This is a genomic window from Streptomyces griseus subsp. griseus, from assembly GCF_000720255.1.
GTDB lineage: Bacteria > Actinomycetota > Actinomycetes > Streptomycetales > Streptomycetaceae > Streptomyces > Streptomyces griseus_I.
Genome location: NZ_JOJE01000016.1, coordinates 172765 through 193477 on the forward strand (window position 1 = coordinate 172765; position 20713 = coordinate 193477).

15 protein-coding genes are annotated in these 20713 nt (G+C 72.6%); 5 read left to right on the top strand and 10 right to left on the bottom strand.

All coding sequences use genetic code 11. The features are described from left to right. Positions 1-94: 94 nt before the first annotated feature. Positions 95-1816, bottom strand: coding sequence for a cholesterol oxidase substrate-binding domain-containing protein (locus IG99_RS22945; protein ID WP_078947840.1), 1722 nt, complete (start codon positions 1814-1816; stop codon positions 95-97). A 147-nt stretch (positions 1817-1963) separates the two neighbouring features. Between IG99_RS22945 and IG99_RS22950 the strand changes: the two genes are divergently transcribed. Both IG99_RS22950 and IG99_RS22955 read left to right on the top strand, forming a co-directional pair. Further along, entirely contained in the window at positions 1964-2947 is a 984-nt protein-coding gene (locus IG99_RS22950) for an aldo/keto reductase (RefSeq protein WP_037676740.1), read from the top strand. Positions 2948-3112: 165 nt separating this feature from the next. Next, entirely contained in the window at positions 3113-3538 is a 426-nt protein-coding gene (locus IG99_RS22955; protein WP_234311926.1) for a DUF6328 family protein, read from the top strand. Positions 3539-3611: 73 nt separating this feature from the next. Here the strand turns inward: IG99_RS22955 and IG99_RS22960 are convergent, their stop codons facing one another. Then, positions 3612-4583: an LLM class F420-dependent oxidoreductase gene (locus IG99_RS22960; RefSeq protein ID WP_037676806.1), complete on the bottom strand. Its 972-nt coding sequence runs from the start codon at positions 4581-4583 to the stop codon at positions 3612-3614. 73 nt (positions 4584-4656) lie between these two features. Between IG99_RS22960 and IG99_RS22965 the strand changes: the two genes are divergently transcribed. Further along, the gene (locus tag IG99_RS22965) at positions 4657-6102 is read left to right on the top strand and encodes a serine hydrolase domain-containing protein (protein ID WP_037676743.1); all 1446 of its coding nucleotides are present in this window, start codon (positions 4657-4659) and stop codon (positions 6100-6102) included. Between the two features lie 29 nt (positions 6103-6131). Here the strand turns inward: IG99_RS22965 and IG99_RS22970 are convergent, their stop codons facing one another. Next, positions 6132-7796 (bottom strand): serine/threonine protein kinase, encoded by a 1665-nt coding sequence (locus tag IG99_RS22970; RefSeq protein WP_037676745.1) that lies wholly within the window; start codon positions 7794-7796, stop codon positions 6132-6134. A gap of 349 nt (positions 7797-8145) precedes the next feature. Further along, positions 8146-9345, bottom strand: coding sequence for a serine hydrolase domain-containing protein (locus tag IG99_RS22975; protein ID WP_051865787.1), 1200 nt, complete (start codon positions 9343-9345; stop codon positions 8146-8148). A 334-nt stretch (positions 9346-9679) separates the two neighbouring features. Between IG99_RS22975 and IG99_RS22980 the strand changes: the two genes are divergently transcribed. Next, positions 9680-11476, top strand: a complete 1797-nt coding sequence (locus IG99_RS22980; RefSeq protein WP_037676748.1) for a M4 family metallopeptidase — start codon at positions 9680-9682, stop codon at positions 11474-11476. Positions 11477-11509: 33 nt separating this feature from the next. Here IG99_RS22980 and IG99_RS22985 read toward each other — a convergent pair whose 3' ends face one another. The 5 genes from IG99_RS22985 to IG99_RS23005 form a co-directional block, all read right to left on the bottom strand. Then, a complete protein-coding gene (locus IG99_RS22985; protein ID WP_037676749.1) occupies positions 11510-14479 on the bottom strand; it encodes a helix-turn-helix transcriptional regulator in 2970 nt (989 codons plus the stop codon). Between the two features lie 79 nt (positions 14480-14558). Then, entirely contained in the window at positions 14559-14912 is a 354-nt protein-coding gene (locus IG99_RS22990; RefSeq protein WP_037676750.1) for a UBP-type zinc finger domain-containing protein, read from the bottom strand. After that, the gene (locus IG99_RS22995; protein WP_037676751.1) at positions 14909-16366 is read right to left on the bottom strand and encodes an ATP-binding protein; all 1458 of its coding nucleotides are present in this window, start codon (positions 16364-16366) and stop codon (positions 14909-14911) included. Before IG99_RS22995 ends, IG99_RS22990 begins: the two co-directional genes overlap by 4 nt. Further along, positions 16363-18039 carry an NAD(P)/FAD-dependent oxidoreductase gene (locus tag IG99_RS23000; RefSeq protein ID WP_037676752.1) on the bottom strand — a complete coding sequence of 559 codons (1677 nt, stop codon included), beginning with the start codon at positions 18037-18039 and terminating at the stop codon, positions 16363-16365. Before IG99_RS23000 ends, IG99_RS22995 begins: the two co-directional genes overlap by 4 nt. A gap of 95 nt (positions 18040-18134) precedes the next feature. Further along, positions 18135-18494 (bottom strand): VOC family protein, encoded by a 360-nt coding sequence (locus IG99_RS23005; protein WP_037676753.1) that lies wholly within the window; start codon positions 18492-18494, stop codon positions 18135-18137. Positions 18495-18567: 73 nt separating this feature from the next. On the opposite strand from IG99_RS23005, the gene IG99_RS23010 reads away from it, so the two are divergent. Further along, positions 18568-19437, top strand: a complete 870-nt coding sequence (locus IG99_RS23010) for a universal stress protein (protein ID WP_037676754.1) — start codon at positions 18568-18570, stop codon at positions 19435-19437. A 15-nt stretch (positions 19438-19452) separates the two neighbouring features. Here IG99_RS23010 and IG99_RS23015 read toward each other — a convergent pair whose 3' ends face one another. Beyond that, positions 19453-20706, bottom strand: coding sequence for a DUF4032 domain-containing protein (locus IG99_RS23015; RefSeq protein ID WP_037676755.1), 1254 nt, complete (start codon positions 20704-20706; stop codon positions 19453-19455). Between the last annotated feature and the right edge of the window lie 7 nt (positions 20707-20713).

Sequence of the window (20713 nt, forward strand, 5' to 3'; positions counted from 1 at the left end):
GATCTTTCCCTGCCCCGCCGGAGTGCCGTGTCGTGGCTCACGCGGTCGAACTGGCGCGATCTGCAAGGAGCCACGGGGCGGTCGCACCCCGGCCTCACACGAACAGCCGGCCCAGCAGGGTCGTGTCGAACACCCGGTGCGGATCGAGCCGTCGGAGCACACGGGCGGCCTCGCCCCAGGCGGAGCCGAACGAGGCCGGGACGGCCGTCCCCAGCACCTCGTCGTCGCTCCAGGCGGCCTCGTCCGTGTACCCCCACCCCTTCGACCACTCGACCCGGGTGAGCGCGTGGGTGCCGTCGTAGGTGTCGAGCAGGAACCGCTCCAACTCCCGGTAGAAGGCGTCCGCGTGCGGGGTGCCCGGGAGGGTCAGCACATCCAGCCAGACGGCGGTGTCCCACTCGGGGTGGTTCTCGACCGGCCGCAGCGCGGACAGCGCCGGTGGACGGGCGCCCGCGAGTCCGGTGTCCGCCGGGTCGTCGAGACCGGTGACCCGGATCTCCACGGAGCCGTTCACCGGGAACCGCCCCTCGGCCGCGTACGCCGTCAGCCGCTCCCGGTAGAAGGCGGTGAACTCGCTGACGACACGCTGCACCTGGTCACGGCCGGTCAGCACCGCGTAGCCGTTGGCGTGCACCCGCAGCGTGGTCGGTCTGATGTAAAGCAGCGTGTTCTTCGACGGCCCCCAGATGTCGGCGGACAGCGTCGCCACCAGCCCTGCCGTCGCCACGTCGAGCTGCGCGTTGCCGAGCACCGGAGCCAGGTACCAGGTGCCGTCCGACACCATCCGCCCGGCGAGATCGGCCACCACGGTGGGGACGTTGTCGGAGAACGGGTAGGGGTAGGGCCGCGTCACCCGGCGCGAGGTCAGCGGCTTGGCCGGGGCGACGCTCCACACCTTGAACCACGGGAACTCGGTGAAGGCGAACCAGATCGCCTCCACCCGCCCCTCGGACTCCAGGAAGCTCGCGAACGTGCGCCCGTCGCCCCCGGGCGCCGCGAACAGCTCGGCCGCCGGGATGTCCGTACGGCTGACACACCGCAGGTTGGCATTGGCGCCCACCCGCAGCACCACCTCGGTGACCAGCGACCGCCCGAGATGCGTGAGCAGGGCGACGCAGTCGGCCTCGTCACGGGTGAACGTCCGCAGCGCGTAGGCACCGCTCGCCTCGTCCCAGACCACGGCGGTCAGTTCGAGGACGAGATTGCTGAGCGAGCCGTACGTGTGTCCCGCCGGCCGTTCCTCGCCCCGCGCCGGTACGGCCGTGCCGTGCGCGTCGACCGCCAGGGCGCCGCCCAGGGTGAGGTCGCCGGGCGCCGGACTGGCGGTGACGCCGAGACCGTGTCCCTCCAGGCAGGTGAGCAGGGCCTCCAGCGTCACCCCGGTCCCGGCGCGCACGGTGGTCGGGGACTCCAGGGACAGGCCCGTGAGGTGCGGGGCGGTGTCGACCAGGAGGACCCGGGCGTCCGCCCGGGTGTCCGGCGGGATCGTCAGCGGCGACCAGCCGTGCGAGGAACCCCGGGGGCGGACCGTCCAGCCGTGGCCCCAGGCCCAGTTGACGACGGCGACGACCTGCTCCGGCGCCCCGGGCGCGCACGCCCACAGCCCGGTCGCGGTGATCTCCCCGTCCCAGTTCCGGTAGGCCGTGCGCTGGAGGGGGACGTCCGCCGGGAAGTCCGGCAGCTCCTCGGCCGCCACGGCCGGATCCGCCGCCACGAGCACCGGTACGGCTGCCAGGGCGGCGGCGCCGCGCAGGAAGCCGCGACGGCTCCAGGAGGGGTCTGCCGACAGGAAGTTGCTCACTGAACGATCGGTCACGCGCTCACGCTAGGACGCCCTGGACACACGATCGACCCCGGTCGAACATCGTCACTCGTGTGGGTGAAAGATTCACAGGGCGCGGGCAGGACACGGGCAGGAGCGACCCAGTCCGCACACGGCCGTGACGAGTGACAGACTGACGCCATGGACGAGCGCGAATTCCGTAGGTCTGGTCAGCACGCATCCGTCGTCGGTCTCGGCACCTGGCAGCTGGGCGCCGACTGGGGAGACGTCGACGACAAGGAGGCCCTGGCGGTGCTGGAGGCGGCGGCCGAGTCGGGCGTGACCTTCTTCGACACCGCGGACGTCTACGGCGACGGGCGCAGCGAGCAGACCATCGCCACCTTCCTCGGCGGCCGCCCCGACCTGCATGTGGAGGTGGCGACCAAGATGGGCCGCCGCCTCGAGCAGATCCCGGAGAACTACGTCCTGGACAACTTCCGCGCCTGGAACGACCGCTCCCGGCGCAACCTCGGCGTCGACCGCATCGACCTGGTGCAGCTGCACTGCCCGCCGACCCCCGTCTACTCCAACGACGAGGTGTTCGACGCCCTCGACACCCTGGTCGAGGAGGAGCGCGTCGCCGCGTACGGCGTCAGCGTCGAGACCTGCGCCGAGGCGCTCACCGCGATCGCCCGGCCGGGCGTGGCGAGCGTGCAGATCATCCTCAACCCGTTCCGCATGAAGCCCCTGCGCGAGGTGCTCCCGGCGGCCCAGGAGGCGGGCGTCGGGATCATCGCCCGCGTTCCGCTCGCCTCCGGCCTGCTGTCGGGCAAGTACACCAAGGACACCGTCTTCTCCGAGAACGACCACCGCACCTACAACCGGCACGGCGAGGCCTTCGACCAGGGCGAGACCTTCTCCGGCGTCGACTACGCCACCGGCGTGGAGGCGGCCGCCGAGTTCGCCGCCCTGGCCCCCGAGGGATGCACCCCGGCTCAGCTGGCCCTGCGCTGGGTCGTCCAGCAGCCCGGCGTGACCACCGTGATCCCCGGCGCCCGCTCGCCCGAGCAGGCCCGCGCCAACGCGGCCGCCGCCCGGCTGCCCGAGCTGTCCGACGACACGCTGGCCGCGATCCGGGACCTCTACGAGCGGCGGATCAAGGAGCAGGTCGAGGACCGCTGGTAGGACGGTCGGGCGGCGGCCCGACAGAATCGCCGTTCACGGGGTACTCGCGGGAAACAGAAGGACGCAAAAACGTTCGAGAGCCCGGGAGGAACGGTGACGGTCACCGGAGACGGTGAGAACAGGCGCAGGGGACGCAACGAGACGGAGGAGGAGAGAGCCGACCGGATGTGGGGGGAGCTCATCCAGGAGGTCCGGGTGGCCCAGACGGGCGTCCAGATCCTCTTCGGCTTTCTGCTCACCGTGGTGTTCACGCCCGTCTACCGGAGCCTGGGGGACACGGACCACACGATCTACATCGTGACCGTGGTCATGGGCGCCTGCGCGACCGGCGCCCTCATAGGCCCCGTGTCCCTCCACCGCCTGGTCTCCGGTCGCCTCGTGAAGCCCCAGGCGGTCCAGTGGGCCTCCCGACTGACCTTCGTCGGCCTGGTCCTGCTGCTCGGCACGATGACCGCCGCGCTGCTGCTGGTCCTGCGGGTGGCCACCCACGACGGCTTCGTGCCCTGGCTGGTCGGCGCGGTGGTCCTGTGGTATGTGCTGTGCTGGTTCGCCCTGCCCCTGTGGACGAGGCGCCGCTACACGTCCCGCTGAGGGGCGCGGCGGGGTGCGAGGTGGACACTGTGGGGCTCCTCGTCGTGGGAGCCCCACTCCCCGCGCGCCCGCCTCAGCCCAGGGCGTCGCGCAGCGCGGGCAGCAGCGTCTTGCCCGCCCACTCCGTGTACGCCTCCTGCGACTCGCCGCCGATCTGCACCAGGGCGATCTCGGTGAACCCGGCCTCGGCGTACGGGCGTACGGCCTCGACGAAGTCCTCCGGGTCGTCGCCGCAGGGGATCGACTCGGCGACGTCGTCCGGGGTGACGAACTGGGTGGCCGCGTCGAAGGAGTCCGGGTGCGGCAGCTCGGAGTTGACCTTCCAGCCGCTGCCGAACCAGCGGAACTGGTCGTGGGCGCGCTTGACGGCCGCGTCGCGGTCGGGGTCGTAGCAGACGGGGAGTTGGCCCACGCGGGGCTTGCCCGTGCCGCCGTGCCGGTCGAAGGCCTCCAGGAGGTCGGCCTTGGGTTCGGTGGCGATGACCAGGTCGGCGAGCCGGCCCGCGAGGGCGCAGGACTGCTCGCCGGAGACGGCGATGCCGATCTGCGGCGGCTCGTCGGGCAGGTCCCACAGCCGGGCCGACTCGACGTCGAAGTGGGTTCCGCGGTGGTTGACGTGACGGCCCTCGAAGAGCGCGCGGATGATCTCCACGGCCTCCTCGAGCATCTCGTGCCGTACGTCGGCGGCGGGCCAACCGCCGCCCACCACGTGCTCGTTGAGGTTCTCACCGGAACCGAGCCCCAGCCGGAAGCGGCCCTCGGACAGCAACTGCAGCGTCGCCGCCTTCTGGGCCACCACGGCCGGGTGGTAGCGGAACGTCGGACACGTCACGTAGGTCATCAGCGGAATGCGCGACGTGGCCTGCGCGGCGGCGCCCAGGACGGCCCACGCGTACGGCGAGTGCCCCTGCGAACGCAGCCACGGGAAGTAGTGGTCCGAGGTCACCGAGAAGTCGAAGCCCGCCTCCTCCGCCCGTACCACGTGGTCCACGAGCTCTCGGGGGCCGGCCTGCTCGGTCATCATCGTGTATCCGATTTGCACCATGGGGTGCGAGTCCCCGTCCATGGGTGCGCAAAACGGCTCGATCACCGCCCGATCACCGGGGGAGGATGGCCGTATGAGTGTTCGCCCACTGCCTTCGAGCACGCCCGCCGCCCAAGGTGTCGACGCCACCGGGGTCCTCGCCTTCCTGGACGCCCTCGACGCCGCCCCGGACATCGAACCCCACAGCCTGATGATCCTGCGCCATGGTCGCTTGGTGGCGTCCGGCTGGTGGGCGCCGTACACCCCCGAGCGCCCCCACCTCCTCTACTCGCTCAGCAAGAGCTTCACCTCCTCGGCCGCCGGATTCGCCGTCGCCGAGGGGCTGATCCGGCTCGACGACCCGGTGATCTCGTACTTCCCCGAGTTCGAGGCCGACATCGCCGACCCGCGCAGCCGAGCGATGCTCGTCCGGCACGTCGCGGCGATGGCCAGCGGGCACGAGGACGAGACCGTCGACAGGGCCCACGCGCTCGACCGCGACGAGATGGTCCGAGGGTTCCTGCTGCTGCCCCCGGACCGCGATCCGGGCACCGTCTTCGCCTACAACCAGCCCGCCACCTACACGCTGGGCGCGATCGTCCAGCGCGTCACGGGACAGTCGCTCACCGACTACCTGCGGCCCAGGCTGCTGGATCCGGTCGGCGCCGGCGAGGTGGCGTGGCTGCGTGACCGGGCCGGCCGCGAGCTGGGCTTCAGTGGGCTGCACGCCACGACCGACGTCGTCGCCCGGCTCGGCCAGCTGTATCTGAACGGCGGTGTGTGGGAGGGCGAGCGCCTGCTGGGGGAGGAGTGGGTGGCCGAGGCGACCCGCGAACACATCCCGACGGCGGGCGCCACGGCCCCGCAGGACCGGCAGGACTGGGACCAGGGCTACGGCTTCCAGTTCTGGAGGTCCCGGCACGGCTACCGGGGCGACGGCGCGTACGGCCAGTTCTGCCTGGTCCTGCCCGAGCAGGACGCCGTGATCGCGGCGACCGCGGCGACCGCGGACATGCAGGCTTGGCTGAACCTGGCCTGGAAGCACCTGCTGCCCGCGTTCGCCGACGGACCGCTGCCCGACGGGCACGGCGCCGACGAGGCGCTGCGGGAGCGGCTCGCGCGGCTCGCGCTGCCCCCGGCTCCGGGCAAGCCCGCGCCGCCGGAACGGGCCGAGGAGTGGTCCGCCACCGAGTTCACCCCGGCCGGCGGCGTCTGCGCGGCCCGGCGGACCCTGGCCTGCGTCGCCCTCGCGCCCGGTGCGGACGGCTGGACGGTCACGCTCACCGAGGACGGACACCGGCTGGAGCTGGCGCTCGGCGGGGCCGACTGGAGCGTGGGCGAGGATCCGCTACCGACCGCGGTGAGCGGCGGCTGGACCGACGCCGGCACCCTCACCGTCGATGTCGCGTTCCTGGAGACCCCGCACCACCTCGTCGTGACGTGCTCGCTCACCGACCGCACGTTCACGGCCCACTGGGCCACGGAACCACTGCACGGCGGCCCCCTGCGTTCCCTGCGCGCCCCGCGCCCTTCGGACTGAGGCCGGCCGTCACGTCCGGCCGTCGGCCGTCAGTCCGACGCCGGCCGGAAGGTCTTCAGGGCGGTGTCCAGGGCGCGCTGGTTCTGGGCACCGTCCCAGTCGGCGGCGGGCGCCGTCCAGCGCAGCGAGAAGCCGCGGTGGCCGCCGAGGAGGAAGCCGCGGCCGAAGGTGCGGACGCGGGTGCCGTCGTAGTCGCTGAGCCACTCCATGTCGGCCGCCTTGTACCCCTGGTACGTCGTCGCCTCGATGTCGCCGATGCGCCGAAAGCCGTCCTCCTTCCGCAGCCCGGGTTCGACGTCGTCACGCCAGACGGCGACCGGATCCGGGCCGACGCGCTCGCTGTAGGTCACCGCGAGCGTGCGCGCGTCGCCCGGCGCGCCGAACGTGACGCGGTAGGCCAGGTCCCCCTGGCGTTGGGTGTTCAGACGCTTCCAGCCATCGGGGAGGGCGACGGAGAAGCCCTCCGCCGCGTCGTAGCGGTGGAAGCCGGACGGCAGACCGCCGGGGGAGGAGGGCGGCGCCGATTCGGGGGCCGAGGAGGCTGAGGAGGCGGACGGCGGCTTCGACGCGGTGGGGGTCGGCTTCACGGACGGCTCGGTCGCCTGCCCGTCCGGGCTCTGGGCGGACGCGCCGCCGGAGGCCGACGGGACGGGCGGGGTGGCGGGCGCGTCGATCGAGGAGGAGGGTCGCGCCTGCGCGTCGGACGACGAGGTGCCGCTGCCGGACAGCAGGTCCGTGGCGGCGAGGACGGCGACCGCGACGGTGACCACGGCAAGGGCCGTCCCGGCCACCATGGTGCGCCCGCTCCACCCGGGCCCGGCGTGCACGACCGCGGTGTAGGCGCGGCGCAGCAGCGGCTCGGACCCCTCCTCGAACGCGCCGTCCGGGTCCTCGGTCAGGACCCGGGTGAGGGCCGCGCGGACCACCGGCCGGGTCAGCCGCTCCCGGGACTCCTTGCGCAGCAGTCCCTGCACGACCTGGTTGAGGGATCCGGCGCGCACCGGTGTGCGCAACGGCAGCCGGTCCACGCCCTTGAGCGTGGCCTCCGGCCGGCCCCGGTCACGGAAGGGCGGGCGTCCCTCCACCATCGTGTAGAGGATCGCCCCCAGCGCCCACAGGTCGGCCGCGGGCCCGATGCGCTGGTCGCGGGCCTGCTCGGGGGAGGCGAACGACGGTGCGGTCAGCCGGGGCGCGAGCGTCGCGCCGGCCAGGCCGAAACCGGTGACCACGATCGGGCCGCGGTCCCGCACGAACACCTGGCCGGGGCTGAGTTCGCCGTGGGTGATGCCCTGGCCGTGCGCGCTGTTCAGTACGTCGAGCAGTTCGAGGCCGATGCGGGCCGCTTTGACATGGCTCAATGTGCCCTGCTGTGCGAGGACTTCGCCCAGTGGTGTGCCGTCGACGCAGTCGGTGACGGTCCACAGGGTGCCGGACTCCATCAGCGCGCCGATGACGGGCGCGACCTGGCCGGGGCACAGGCGCGCCATCGTCTCGGACATACGCAGTATCCGGCCGGTGGTCTCCTCGCCCACGTCGGGTGGCAGTCCGATGCCGGTGAGCAGACACGGCCGGGAGGTCTCGACATCCTCGCCGTACCAGCACACACGGTTCGTCTCCTGGTGGACGACATCGAGGAGCCGGTACCTTCCGGCGACCAACTCATGTGCGGAGACGTGCGCCTTGACCATGGTCATCCCTCGCTGAACCCCCGGTTCTGGCCCTTTCCCAGTGGTACGGCGAGCGTGCCGGTGTGCGTTCAACGAAACCGCAACTCGGGGCCGCTTCTTGTCTTTCATTCAAAAAGGGTGAGCGTATGTGCGACGAAAGGGCGTACGTGCCGCCCTCGCGCACGTGGACGCCGGGGCAATTCCGTCGCGTGAGGCCGCCGTACGAATATCTGTACGCCGAACTGGTGGTAACCCGCGGTAAACCGAACCGTCGGCACCCGGAAAGCCAACTCCGGGCGCCGACGTATTCGGTCCGGCCGTCTTTTCGATTTACCGGCGCGGCCCGAACCGCTCCACCGAGGACAGTGTGGGGGCCTCAGTCCCGGAGGATGCCCGGGGCGACGTCCTCGTGCCGTTCCACGACCGCGGCGCCGGCGCCGCGGGCCGCGGGCGTCTGCTTGCCGCAGAACGCCGACTCCAGGGTGCGCAGCATCGTGTTGAGCACGGTGCCGTTGTTGGAGGTGGTTGCTACGGCGGTGAGGCTGCGCCCGCCGTCCTTCGAGGCGAAGGCGTAGGTGTAGTAGCCCTGGACGGTCCCGGTGTGGCCGTAGACGGAGACGCCGCACGACAGGTCGCGGCGGCGCAGGCCCAGTCCGTACGCCTGGCCGGTGCCCGCCGGCGTCCAGCGTTCCATCTGCGCCAGCTGCGCGGCCGAGGTCAGCCGGCCGCCGAGCAGGGCGGAGAAGAAGGTGTTGAGGTCCTGCGTGCTGGAGACGATCGCACCCGCGCTCTGTGCCCAGGAGGCCGTCTGCTCGGTCGCGTCGACCAGGGGAGCGCCGGACTCGTCGGGGGTGAGGTAGCCGAGGGCGTGACGGCCCGGGATGCGGGTGTCGGGGTGCACGTAGAAGGTGTCGCTCAGGTTCAGCGGCTTGATGATCCGGTTCTGGTACTCGGTCCGCACGGGGTTCCCGGTCAGCTTCTCGACGAGCATCCCGGCGACGACGAAGTTGGTGTTGGAGTAGGAGTAGGCCGCGCCGGGCGCGCCGGTCCGGGCGTGCCTGAGGGACAGGTCCACCAGCTGACGGTACGTGAAGACCTTGCCGCGGACGGCCTCGAAGCCGGGGACGGTCCGCGCGAACATGTCGTTGGTGTAGTCGTACAGGCCGCTGCGGTGGCTGAGCACCTGCCGCACGGTGATGGTGCCGTCCGGCAGCAGCCCCGGCAGATAGCGGTTGACCGGCGCGTCCAGGCTCAGCTTGCCCTCGTCGACGAGTTGCAGCAGGACGACGGTGGTGAAGGTCTTGGTGACACTGCCGATACGGAAGCGGTCGGTGGTGCTCAGGACTCTTCCGGTGGTGCGGTCGGCGACCCCCACGGTGAGTTTGCTGACCGTGCCGTGGTCGTCGATCCGCGCCATCGCGCCGGGCGCCCCCTGTTCCTGCGCGGTGCGCAGGAAGCCGCGCAGTCCGGTGAGGTCGGGCTGTGGCTCCTGCGGCGCCGCGTGCGCCGGGACCGCGAGGAGGGTCAGCAGGGCCGCCGCCAGTGCCGTACCCCTGCCCACCGTTGCTGAGACCATCCGGTTTCTCTCCCGTCTCCGCCGGGGCCTGCCCGGCGATCCGGTGCGAGATCGATCACACCCGAAGCGGGGAACCTTCTCGCACTCCATCACATCTCCACATCCGCAGCACAGTTGGTCATCCGTTGATCACCGAGCGGCGCGGAATCGCAGAGTATCGCCTCGAAGTGTCATCAATACCGCTTTCCGGCCTTTACATGGACATGACGTATCCGTAAGGGTTACTCCCGGGGCTCGACCGGCCCCCACGGCGCTCAACGGCGCCGTGACACTGGGCGGTTGGCCACGGCTGGCCGGTGACCACCGCCGCCCGTGAACGAAGGAACCCTCATTCGTGCGTAGAGCACACATACGCAGCCTCGCGGTTGCCGTGGCCGTGGCGACGGCCGCCACGGGCCTGACGGGCACGGCCCTCGCGGCCCCGTCCGCGGGGGACACCCCCGCCCTGGCCACCGCCGCCGGATCACCGGCAGCGGCCGTCGTCGAGGCAGCCCGGGCCGCCGCCTTCGCGCACGCCTCGGCGACCGGCGTCACCGACGGCGACGCGCTCGAACCCCAGGACGTGCTGATCGACCCGGAGGGCGCACGACACGTCCGCTTCGCCCGGACACACGAGGGGATGCCCGTCCTCGGCGGCGACCTCGTCGTCCACCTCACCGAGCGGCTCGCCTACGCCGGTGTCACCCGCGCCGCCGACCGCACCGTCCGTCCCGCCACCGTCACGGCGAAGCTGACGGCCCGGCAGGCCGAGACGAAGGCCGCCGCGGCGGCCAAGGGCCGCGCGGCCGCCGCCGAACTCGTCGTGGACGCCCGGGACGGCGCCCCGGCCCTCGCCTACCAGGTGCGCGTCACCGACGCCGACACCACCGGGGCCGGCGGCTCCCGTACGGTCGTCGTCGACGCCCTCACCGGCAAGGTGCGCAGCAGCGCGCCCGACAGCGACGAGTTCCTCTCGCCCCGGCTGCTGGACACCCTGCGCGAGCGCGGCGACAGGCTCGACCCGCAGACCGGCACCGCCCCGCCCGCCAACGGCCTCACCGCCGCTCCGGCACCGGGCGCCGCCGCCTACCCGTCGACCGCCACGGGCACCGGCGCCTCCCTCTTCGCGGGCTCCGTCAAGCTCACCACCACCCGCACGGCCCGCACGAGCTACCTCCTGAAGGACCCCACCCGCTGGGGGACGGAGACCCGCGACGCCAAGGGGCAGGAGCTGGAGAACTTCGCTCAGGGCCGGAAGTTCACCTCCACCAACAACAAGTGGGGCAACGGGACGGTCTCCAACCGCACCAGTGCCGCGGTCGACGCCCAGTACGGCGTCACCCAGACCCTGGATTTCTACAAGAAGACCTTCAACCGCAAGGGCATCAAGAACAACAGCAAGGGCGCCCTCGCCATGGTCCACTTCGGCAACAAGGTGGGCAACGCGTTCTGGTACCCGGAGTGCGGCTGCATGCTCTACGGCGACGGTGACGGGGAGATGCTCAAGAAGCCGCTCGTCGTCCTCGACGTCACCGGCCACGAGCTCACCCACGGCGTCGTCGACGCGACCGCCCGCCTGGAACCCACGCGGGTCGACTCGGCCGGCAACCAGTACGGCGAGCCCGGCTCGCTGAACGAGTCCCTGGCGGACATCTTCGGCTCCAACGTCGAGTTCAGCGCCAACAACGCGAAGAACCCGCCCAACTACCTCATCGGCGAGAAGCTCGGCCTGGACCAGAAGTTCCTGCGCCGTCTGGACCGCCCGTCCCTCGACCGGCTGGAGGGCGCGATCGACTACTGGTCACCGGCCGTGTACAACGCCGAGGTCCACGCCGGCTCCGGCGTCTCCTCGCACGCGTACTACCTCCTCGCCGAGGGCAGCGGCCGCAAGACCATCGGCCGCGTCACCTACAACTCGCCCACCTACGACCGCTCCACGGTCAGGGGAATCGGCCGAGCCAAGGCCACGGCCATCTACTACCGGGCCCTGACCCGCTACATGGTCTCCTCGACCGACTTCCACGGAGCGCGCATCGCGACGCTGAAGGCGGCCAAGGACCTCTACGGCGCGACCAGCGTCGAGTACAAGACGGTCAACACGTCGTGGGCGGCCGTCAACGTGACCGCCGCGAACACGCCCGCCCGGCACTGACACCAACCCGGCGCCGACGGCGAGCCCCCAGGGTCAGGGGGACGCCGTCGGCTCGGGGGTGACCAGGCCCAGGCGGTAGGCGATCGCCACCGCCTCCGTGCGGCTCGCGGCGCCGAGCTTGCCGAGGATGTTGGAGACGTGCACGCTCGCCGTCTTCCCGCTGATGAACAGCTCCTCGCCGATCTGACGGTTGCTGCGGCCCCGGGCGAGCAGTCGCAGCACGTCCTGCTCGCGAGCCGTGAGCGGCGAGGCCCGGTTGGCCATGGTGCCCTCCGCGGCGGGTTCCGTGAGACGGCCGCGGCGGACCAGCGCGTCCACCCGCTCCAGCAGCGCGGCGGCACCGAGCCGCACGGCGGTCTCCCGCGCCGCCCCGGCCTCGGCGGCCGCCTCCTCGCGCCGCTCGGCCACCAACAGAGCCTCGGCGAGCCGCAGTCGGCAGCGCGCCCGCTCGTACACGTCGCCGTAGGCGAAAGCGGCGACCGCCTTCTCCCAGGCCGCCACGTCCGGCCCCGACACGGCGCGTATCCGCTCCGCCTCCACACGGGCCAGCCAGGCGAGCCCCTCCGGCCCCTGCCGCGCTCCGCCCTCCTCCGGCAGGACCGTCGGGCGGGCCAACTCCTCCAACTCGGCCGCAGTGCCCGCCCAGCGGCGCGCCGCAGCCTCGTCGCCGGTCAGGCGCGCGGCGCAGGCCGCGTCGGCGACGGCCGACAAGGCGAGCGCGGCGAGCCGCACCGTGACGTACGGGCGGTTGCCCGCCTCGTCCGTGAGGGCCTCGACGGTGGACCGCAGCCGCGCCACGGCCCCTGGCGGATCCCCGCGCAGCGCGGCCGCGTCGGTCAGGACGATGCCCGCGACGAGCGCGGCCATCCAGTCGAACGGCCCCTTCAGCAGCGCCTCGGCCCGCTCCGTGGCCCCCATCAGGTCCCCCCGGGCCACCGACACGTACAGCGCGGGCCCGACCGTGTACACGCCGGCCGCGGGCAGCACCTCGGCGTCCTCCGCCACCGCACCGAGGCACTCGTCCCAGCGGCCCAGCGCGTACAGCACCAGCAGTCGGAGGTAGCGCATCTCCAGGGGATACAGCGACGACAGCAGCCCCGCGCGGCGGGCGCGGTCCAGCCCCTCGGTCACCCAGGGCACGCACTCCTCCAGGGCCCCGGCCTCGAAGGAGCCGATGGCGAGGTTGAACAGGGCCCGCCCCTCCACCTGCGCGTTGCCCGACCGCCGGGCCAGCTCCCGGGCCTCACGGAGCCGCTCGCGACCCCCGGCGCTCTGTCGGCCGCCGCCCTCGAGGAGGGCGAGCGACACCATCAGGTCGGCCTGCGCGTCCGTCAGGCCCAACTCCTCGGCGGCGCCCAGGGCCTGCCGGGCGACGCGCAGCGCGGTGTCGTTGTCCCCGACGTGCCGCGCCGCCATGACGTGGGTGGCCGCGGCCCACACCCAGGTGGGCGACGGCGGCTCGGCGGGGATCATCGCCAGCGCCTCACTGCTGTGGGCGAAGGCCGCTGACAGGCTGTCGACGTTCATCAGGTTCCCGGCGAGCGTGTAGCGCACCCGGGCGGCGAGCTCGGAATCGGCGTCCTGGCCGACCCCGGCCAGCGCGGAGCGGGCCAGGGCGACCGCGCGGTGGGTGTCCCCGGCGTGTGCGGCCGCCGCCGAGGCGCGCAGCGTGAGCGTGACCCGGTCGACGCCCTCGCCCCAGGGCCGCGCGGCCGACTCCACCGCCGCCCACAGGTCGAGGACCGCCTCCAGATGGCGCAGCTCCTCGGCCGGCGCGCCCACCCGCTGGGCGTGGTCGGCGGCCTCCATCGACGCCGCGAGCGCCTCGGCGAGTTCGTGGCTCTCGCGGTGGTGGTGGGCGCGCTCGGCCGCGTTCTCCGGCCGGCCGCCCGCGGCGAGCAGCCGCGCGAACGCGCCGTGCAGGCGGGCCCGTTCGCCCGGGAGCAGATCCGCGTACACGGCCTCGCGGGCGAGGGCGTGCCGGAACGCGTACGTGTCCCCGTCCCCGGCGACCAGCAGCTGGCGCCCGACCGCCTCGCGCAGCGCCGACTCCAGCTCGTCCTCGGCAAGGCGCACCGCGTCCCGCAGCAGCTCGTGCTCGACGCGGCGCCCGGCGACGGCGGCCGTGCGCAGCACCTGCTGGGCGGTGTCGGACAACTGCTCGACGCGGATGAGCAGGACGTCGGCCAGACCACTGGGCACGCCCCCGGCCTCCGTGTCCGTCGCGGCGAGCAGTTCCTCGGCGTAGAAGGCGTTGCCCTCGGCCCGCTCCACGATCCGGCGCACCGTCGTCTCCGGCAGGGGCCGCGCCTCCAGGGCCCGCACCAGCCGGGTCACCTCCGCGTCCGCCATGGGTTGCAGCTCCAGCCGCTCCACGGAGGGCAGCCGTACCAGCTCGGCGAGCAGCGGGCGCAGCGGATGACGGCGGTGCAGGTCGTCCGCGCGGTACGACGCGAGGACCGCCAGCCGGTGGCCGGGCGCACCGCCGGCCGGGCGCTGCACGATGCCCCGGCTGAGCAGGAACCGCAGCAGGTCACGGGAGGACTGGTCGGCCCAGTGCAGGTCCTCCAGGACGAGCAGCAGCGGGGCGGTGTCCGACAGGTCGGCCAGCAGCGCCGCCATGCCCTCGAACAGCCGCAGCCGCCCGCCCACGTCCCGCACGGCGTCCGTCCCGGCACCCAGCAGCCGGTCGACCACGGGATGCCCGGCGAGGACGTCCGCGAAGCGCTCGTCGGCGGTGAGCGCGCCCAGGATCTCGGTGAACGGCAGATACGGCAGACCGACGTCACCGAGGTCGACACAGTGACCGGTGAGCACGGTCGTCCCCGCCGCGGCGGCCCGGGCGGCGACCTCGTCCAGCACCCGCGTCTTGCCGACACCGGCGTCCCCGGCGAGCAGCACGGCCCGCGCCTCCCCGGCCCGGGTACGCTCCAGAACACCGGCGAGTCGGGCGAGCTCCTCGTCCCGGCCGATCAGCGGCGGGGTGAACACATTCTGCGGCACGGCCCCATCCTGGCACGGGCCTCCGGCGGCACCCCGCTGAGCCCGGAAGGGAGACGTACCCGGGCTCTCCCCGCCCGCGTCAGCGCCTCAACGTCCGTGCCCAGTCCGCCGGGACACGTCCCGCCGGGCCGGGGACCGGCTGGTCCTCGGGGTGGGCGGCCGGGGGTGCCAGGTCCGGGCCCGACTCGTACAGCTCGTTCGTGGCGTAGTCCCAGAACCACTCCTCGCCCGGCTCGAAGCTGCGCACCAGCGGATGCCCCGTGGCCTTGTAGTGGGCCGTGGCGTGCTGCGCGGGGGAGGAGTCGCAGCAGCCGACGTGGCCGCAGGTCGCGCAGCGCCGCAGATGGAACCACCAGCCGCCGGCCTCGTCGCACTCCAGACAGCCCGCGCCGCTCGGCAGGGCCGTGGGGTCGATCGCGTTCTCGCTGGTCATTGCGGCTCCTCTGTCGTGTCGGGGTCCGCCGCGGTGAGCGGCAGCAGCACCTGGAAGCGGGTGTCACCCGGTGCGGACTCGACCTGCAAAGAACCGTGGTGCTTGTTGACCACGATCCGCCAGGAGATGTCCAGACCGAGTCCGGTGCCCTCGCCCACCGGCTTGGTGGTGAAGAAGGGGTCGAAGATGCGGGTGCGGATGTCGGGCGGCACCCCGGGCCCGGTGTCCCGGAACTCCACCAGCATCCGGTCGTGCTCACGCGCCGTCCGCACCGTCAACGTCCCTTCCCCGCCCGTGCTGTTGATGGCGAAGACGGCGTTGTCGACGAGGTTCGTCCACACCTGGTTCAGCTCCGCCGGGTACGCCGGCACCTTCGGGAGCGTACGGTCGTACTCCTTGACGACCTTGATCCGCTGCCCGATCTTGCCCGACAGCATCAGCAGCGTGCTGTCGAGGAGTTCGTGCACGTCGGCGACCTGGTAGGGGGCGCGGTCGAGCTGCGAGTACTGCTTGGCGGCCTCGACGAGGTGGGAGACGCGGTTGGTGGAGTCCGCGATCTCGTCCATCAACAGCTCGGTCTCGACCGTGTAGTTGAGCCAGCCGACCGCACCGGACAGGATCTCCTCGTCGACCGCGGCCGCGACCTGCTCCAGCCAGTCCACGTCGAGTCCGGCCTGGACGAAGGTCGGCGCGATGCGCCAGCCTTCGGTGATGCCGTGGTCGTCGAGCCAGTCGGAGAGTTCGTCCTCCCGGTCGGACGCCTCGAGGGGGCTCAACGCCGGGGCCTTGGCGACCCGTTCGGCGGTGCGCTCCTGGATCTCGATGAGTCCGGAGAGGACCTCGGGGGAGTAGGAGCCCTGCGCGATGACGGCCAGCTTGTGCCGCATCTTCGCCACCCGCTCGCGCAGGGTCGCCGTCGCCCGCACGGCCGCCGCCGCGGGGTTGTTGAGCTCGTGCGTGAGCCCCGCCGACAGCGAGCCCAGCGCCAGCAGCCGCTCCCGCTGCCCCACGGCCCGCTGGGTGTTGCGCGAACCGAAGAACAGCCCCTCCAGCAGATGGACGGCCATCGGGAACCACTGCCGCATGAACGCCGCGAACGTCTCGCCGGGCAGCACGAAGAACCTCGTCGGCTCCGTCACGCGCAGCGAACTGCCGTAGACCTGCGGCACCCGGTCCCCGAGATAGGCCTGCATGGAGCCCGCGTACACCCCGCGCTGCGAGGTCCGGTTGACCTCCACGTCGTCGCCGCCGACCCGCCGGGAGATGACGACCGTGCCCTCGATCATGACGTAGAAGCAGGTGGCCGGCTCACCCTCGGTGTACACCCACCCGGGCTCGAACTTCTCCACCCGCCCCGCGGCGCACAGGCTGCCGAGCTGCTCGGGCGTCAGCTCCTCGAACAGGAACAGCGAGCCGATCTCCGCCGGGCTGCACGGCATCGCCCGCCCGCTCACGACTGCTCCAGATACCGGTGGACGAGCATCACGGCCATGGCTCCCTCTCCGACGGCGGACGCGACCCGCTTGGCGGACTCGGCGCGCGCGTCGCCCGCCACGAACACGCCCGGCACATTGGTCTCCAGATGGTAGGGCGGCCGGTCCAGCTCCCAGCCCGCCGGCGGCCGCCCGTCCGGCGTGAGGTCGGGCCCGGCCAGGATGAACCCGCGCTCGTCGCGCAGCACCGTCCCGTCCAGCCAGTCGGTCAGCGGGGCCGCCCCGATGAACACGAACATCCACTGCGCGTCGACACGTTCGGTCTCGCCGCTCGCCACGTCCCGCAGCGTCAGCTGTTCGAGATGGTCCGAGCCGTGCGCCTCCTCGACGACCGTGCCGCAGCGCACCGAGATGTTCGACGACTCGGAGATCTGCTGGATCAGGTAGTGCGACATCGACGCCGACAGGTCGGGGCCGCGCACCAGCAGCGTCACCGACTTGGCGCCCCGGGAGAGGTACATCGCGGCCTGGCCGGCCGAGTTGGCGCCGCCCACGATGTACACGTCGTGCCCCTGGCAGGAGGCCGCCTCGGTCAGCGCGGAGCCGTAGAACACCCCGCAGCCGGTCAGGTCGTCCGTCCCCGGCGCGCCCAGCTGACGGTACGACACGCCGGTCGCCAGGATCACGCTGTGCGCGGCGACCGCCGAGCCGTCGGAGAACCGTACGACCCGCGCGGCCCCGCCGATCTCCAGTCCCGTCACCTCGCGCGCGGTGAGGATCTCGGCGCCGAACTTCGTCGCCTGCCGCCGGGCCCGGTCGGTGAGTTGCGCGCCGGACACGCCGTCCGGGAAGCCCAGGTAGTTCTCGATGCGGGAGCTCTGCCCGGCCTGACCGCCGGTCGCCGACCGCTCCACCAGCACGGTCCGCAGCCCCTCCGAGGCCCCGTAGACGGCCGCGCCGAGCCCCGCCGGGCCGCCGCCGATCACCACCAGGTCGTAGAAGTCGGCCGTCGGCGTCGTGGCCAGCCCCACGTGCGCCGCCAGGTCGGGCGCCTCCGGCTCGACCAGCGGCGTACCGTCCGGGGTGACCACCAGAGGCAGCCGCTGCCCGTCCTGCCCGGCCGCCGCGAGCAGCCGCCGGCCCTCGGGCTCGTCCGAGGAGTACCAGCGGTACGGCACCTGGTTGCGCGCCAGGAACTCCCGCACCTCCGAGGAGCGCGCCGAGAAACGGTGCCCGACCACCTTGGTGCTCGGCACCGGCCGGTGGTCACCGGCCCGCCACGCCTCCAGCAGGTCGTCGAGGACGGGGTAGAACTTCTCCTCGGGCGGGTCCCACGGCTTGAGCAGGTAGTGGTCCAGGTCGACGACGTTGATCGCGTCGATCGCCGCGTTGGTGTCCGCGTACGCGGTCAGCAGCACCCGCCGCGCGCCCGGATACACGTCGAGTGCCTGTTCCAGGAACTCGATGCCGTTCATCTGCGGCATCCGGTAGTCGGCGAGGATCACGGCCACCAGGTCCCCGCGGAGCTTCAGCTCGCGCAGCGCCTCGAGCGCCGACTCGCCGGACTCGGCGCGCACGATCCGGTACGACGCGCCGTAGCGGCGCCTCAGGTCACGGGCGACGGCACGGGAGACCCCCGGGTCGTCGTCCACGGTCAGGATGACGGTCCGCGCTGTTTCGGCGGCCTCTGGCATAACGTCTCACACCCCGAGCGGTCGGGTCGGGGGCCGGTACCCCCAATGTCACCGGCCCGGCTCCGGTCATCGTATGTTCGATCGCCCCGACGTGCTCAGGTATCCGAGACGCGGTCGCTGAGCACGCAGAACTCGTTGCCCTCCGGATCCCACAGCGTGGCCCAGGTCTGCTCGCCCTGTCCGATGTCCGCGTAACGCGCCCCGAGGGACAGCAGCCGGTGCACCTCGGCACGGTGGTCGGCGGGCCGGAAGTCCAGGTGCAGACGGTTCTTGACGGTCTTGCCCTCCGGTACGGGAACGAAGAGCAGGCCCGGTTTGCGGTCCGGCGCGGGCCGGATCTCGTACTCGTCGGGAGCGTCGCTCACCACCACCCACCCCAGTGCCTCGGCCCACCAGCGGCCCAGCGCCACGGGGTCGGTCGCGTCGACGATCACCTGTTCCCATTCCAAGGTCATGACGGCCAGCGTAGTGAAGACTGGGGCCGAGGCATCCGGATCACGGGACGAGACGAGACGAGGGGACATCCGCATGACGCGCCCGATCACGGCAGGGGTCGACGGGACCGAGGAGAGCCTGGCCGCGCTGGCCTGGGCGGCCCGGGAGGCGGTGCGCCGCGGACTGCCGCTGCGGGTGGTGCACGCCTGGCGGTTCCAGCCGGAGCTGGCGGAGCTGGCGGACCGGGCGGCCCAGGAGCAGTGGATGCGGGACGGGACCGCGGAGGCCGTGCGCACGGTCGTCGAACGGCACCCCGGTCTGGACGCCGCCACGGAGGTGCCGGAGGGTGCGCCCGTCGAGGCGCTGACCGCCGCGGCGGCCGATGCCGAGCTGCTGGTCCTCGGTTCGCGCGGCCACGGCCCTGTCGTCGGGTTCCTGCTCGGCTCCGTCGGCCGGCAGGTGATCGCCGAGACCACCCGGCCCGTCGTCCTGGTGCGCGCCGGGGACGACCCCAGCGCCGAGGCGGCCGGGCGCGACGTCGTCGTGGGTCAGCAGGGCGAGCCCGACGACAGCGCCGCCGCGCTGCGGTTCGCCTTCGAGACGGCGGCCGCCCGCGGTGCCACCGTCCGCGCGGTACGGGCCTGGAGCCTGCCGCCGGTGTTCGCCTACAGCCCGGGCTCGCTGAAGATGCTCGACGAGGCCGGCGGCCTGGAGCCGTACGAGAAGAAGGCGCTGGCCGCGGCCCTGCAGCCGTGGCGGGAGCGCTTCCCCGACGTGCCCGTGGTCGAGCACGTCGAGATGGGCAGCGCCGGCCAGGTCCTGCTGTCGGTGGCCGGGCGGGCCCAGCTGATGGTCGTCGGGCGCCGCGCCCACCGCACGGCCGTGGGCGCCCGGATCGGCTCCGTGGCCCATGGCGTGCTGCACCACGCGGGCTGCCCCGTCGCCGTGGTGCCGCACGACTGAGCCGCTCGGACCCGGTCACCCGGTGAGCGGGCTCGTGTCCGGAGTCGTCGGAACCAGCGTCTCGCGGGCCTTCGGCAGGATGTTGTCGATGTAGTCCTCGACGGCGACGTCGAGCCCGATGTCGTGCTGCGCGTGCTCGGACATGTACCAGCGGTGCTCCAGGAGCTCGTGGTAGATCTCCGCCGGGTCCATGGAGCCGCGCAGTTCGATCGGCACCGAGCGCACGGTCGGCCGGAACACGTCCCGCACCCAGCGGTGGGCGAGCACCTCGGGGCGGGCGGCGAGGGGGTCGCCTGGCGCGTAGTCGTCCTGGGTGGCCATCCAGCTCTCCAGGTCGTTGAGCAGCCGCCGGGCCTGGTTCTCCTCGGTGTCCAGGCCGGTCAGGCGCAGCAGCTGCCGCTGGTGGTGACCGGCGTCGACGACCTTGGGCACGAAGGTGACCGTGTCGCCGTTGGCGGAGTGCTCGATCTGCATCTCGGCCACGTCGAAACCGAGCTCGTTCAGCCGACGGATCCGGCGCTCGATGTAGTGGTACTTGCCCGCCGGGTAGACCGAGGTGCGGGTCAGCTCCTCCCACAGGCTGCCGTAGCGGCCGCAGATCTCCGTGCCGAAGTCGATCGGGTCCACCGAGGGGTGCAGCGCCCCCGACGCCTCCAGGTCCAGCAGCTCGCCGCTGATGTTCACGCGCGCCAGGTCGAGGTCGTACTCGCGCTGGCCGGTGCTGAGCTGCGGATGCAGGTCGCCGGTCTCCGCGTCCACGAGATAGGCGGCGTAGGCGCCCGCGTCGCGGCGGAAGAGCGTGTTGGACAGCGAGCAGTCGCCCCAGGCGAACCCGGCGAGGTGCAGCCGGACCAGCAGCACGGCCAGCGCGTCCATCAGCCGGTGCATGGTCGCCGGGCGCATGGTCGTCTCGAACATCGAGCGGTACGGCATCGAGCCGCCGAGGTGCCGGGTGATCAGCACCGGCTCCAGCGGCTCGCCCGCCTGGTCGAGGCGTCCGGTGACCACGGCGAGGGGATCCACCGACGGGATGCCGATCCGGTCGAGGTCGCGCAGCAGTTCGTACTCGCGCAGCGCGGGCCGTTCGGCGAGCTCCTTGACCGCGATGACCTCGTCACCGGCGCGGGCGTACCGCACGACGTGCCGGGAGATGCCGCGCGGCAGCGGCACGAGGTACTCCTCGGGCCACTCCTCCAGCGGCAGCTGCCACGGCAGGGTGAGCAGGAGCGTGGGATGCTCCGGGTTCGTGGCGCTGATCTGCAATGCCATGGCCCGA

What these genes read in the sequence shown, in the direction of transcription:
- IG99_RS23005 (WP_037676753.1), bottom strand. Translation starts at nt 18,494, where the DNA reads ATGACCTTGGAATGGGAACAGGTGATCGTCGACGCGACCGACCCCGTG.
- IG99_RS22950 (WP_037676740.1), top strand. Translation starts at nt 1,964, where the DNA reads ATGGACGAGCGCGAATTCCGTAGGTCTGGTCAGCACGCATCCGTCGTC.
- IG99_RS22960 (WP_037676806.1), bottom strand. Translation starts at nt 4,583, where the DNA reads ATGGTGCAAATCGGATACACGATGATGACCGAGCAGGCCGGCCCCCGA.
- IG99_RS22975 (WP_051865787.1), bottom strand. Translation starts at nt 9,345, where the DNA reads ATGGTCTCAGCAACGGTGGGCAGGGGTACGGCACTGGCGGCGGCCCTG.
- IG99_RS22965 (WP_037676743.1), top strand. Translation starts at nt 4,657, where the DNA reads ATGAGTGTTCGCCCACTGCCTTCGAGCACGCCCGCCGCCCAAGGTGTC.
- IG99_RS22990 (WP_037676750.1), bottom strand. Translation starts at nt 14,912, where the DNA reads ATGACCAGCGAGAACGCGATCGACCCCACGGCCCTGCCGAGCGGCGCG.
- IG99_RS22955 (WP_234311926.1), top strand. Translation starts at nt 3,113, where the DNA reads ATGTGGGGGGAGCTCATCCAGGAGGTCCGGGTGGCCCAGACGGGCGTC.
- IG99_RS23010 (WP_037676754.1), top strand. Translation starts at nt 18,568, where the DNA reads ATGACGCGCCCGATCACGGCAGGGGTCGACGGGACCGAGGAGAGCCTG.
- IG99_RS23000 (WP_037676752.1), bottom strand. Translation starts at nt 18,039, where the DNA reads ATGCCAGAGGCCGCCGAAACAGCGCGGACCGTCATCCTGACCGTGGAC.
- IG99_RS22970 (WP_037676745.1), bottom strand. Translation starts at nt 7,796, where the DNA reads ATGACCATGGTCAAGGCGCACGTCTCCGCACATGAGTTGGTCGCCGGA.
- IG99_RS23015 (WP_037676755.1), bottom strand. Translation starts at nt 20,706, where the DNA reads ATGGCATTGCAGATCAGCGCCACGAACCCGGAGCATCCCACGCTCCTG.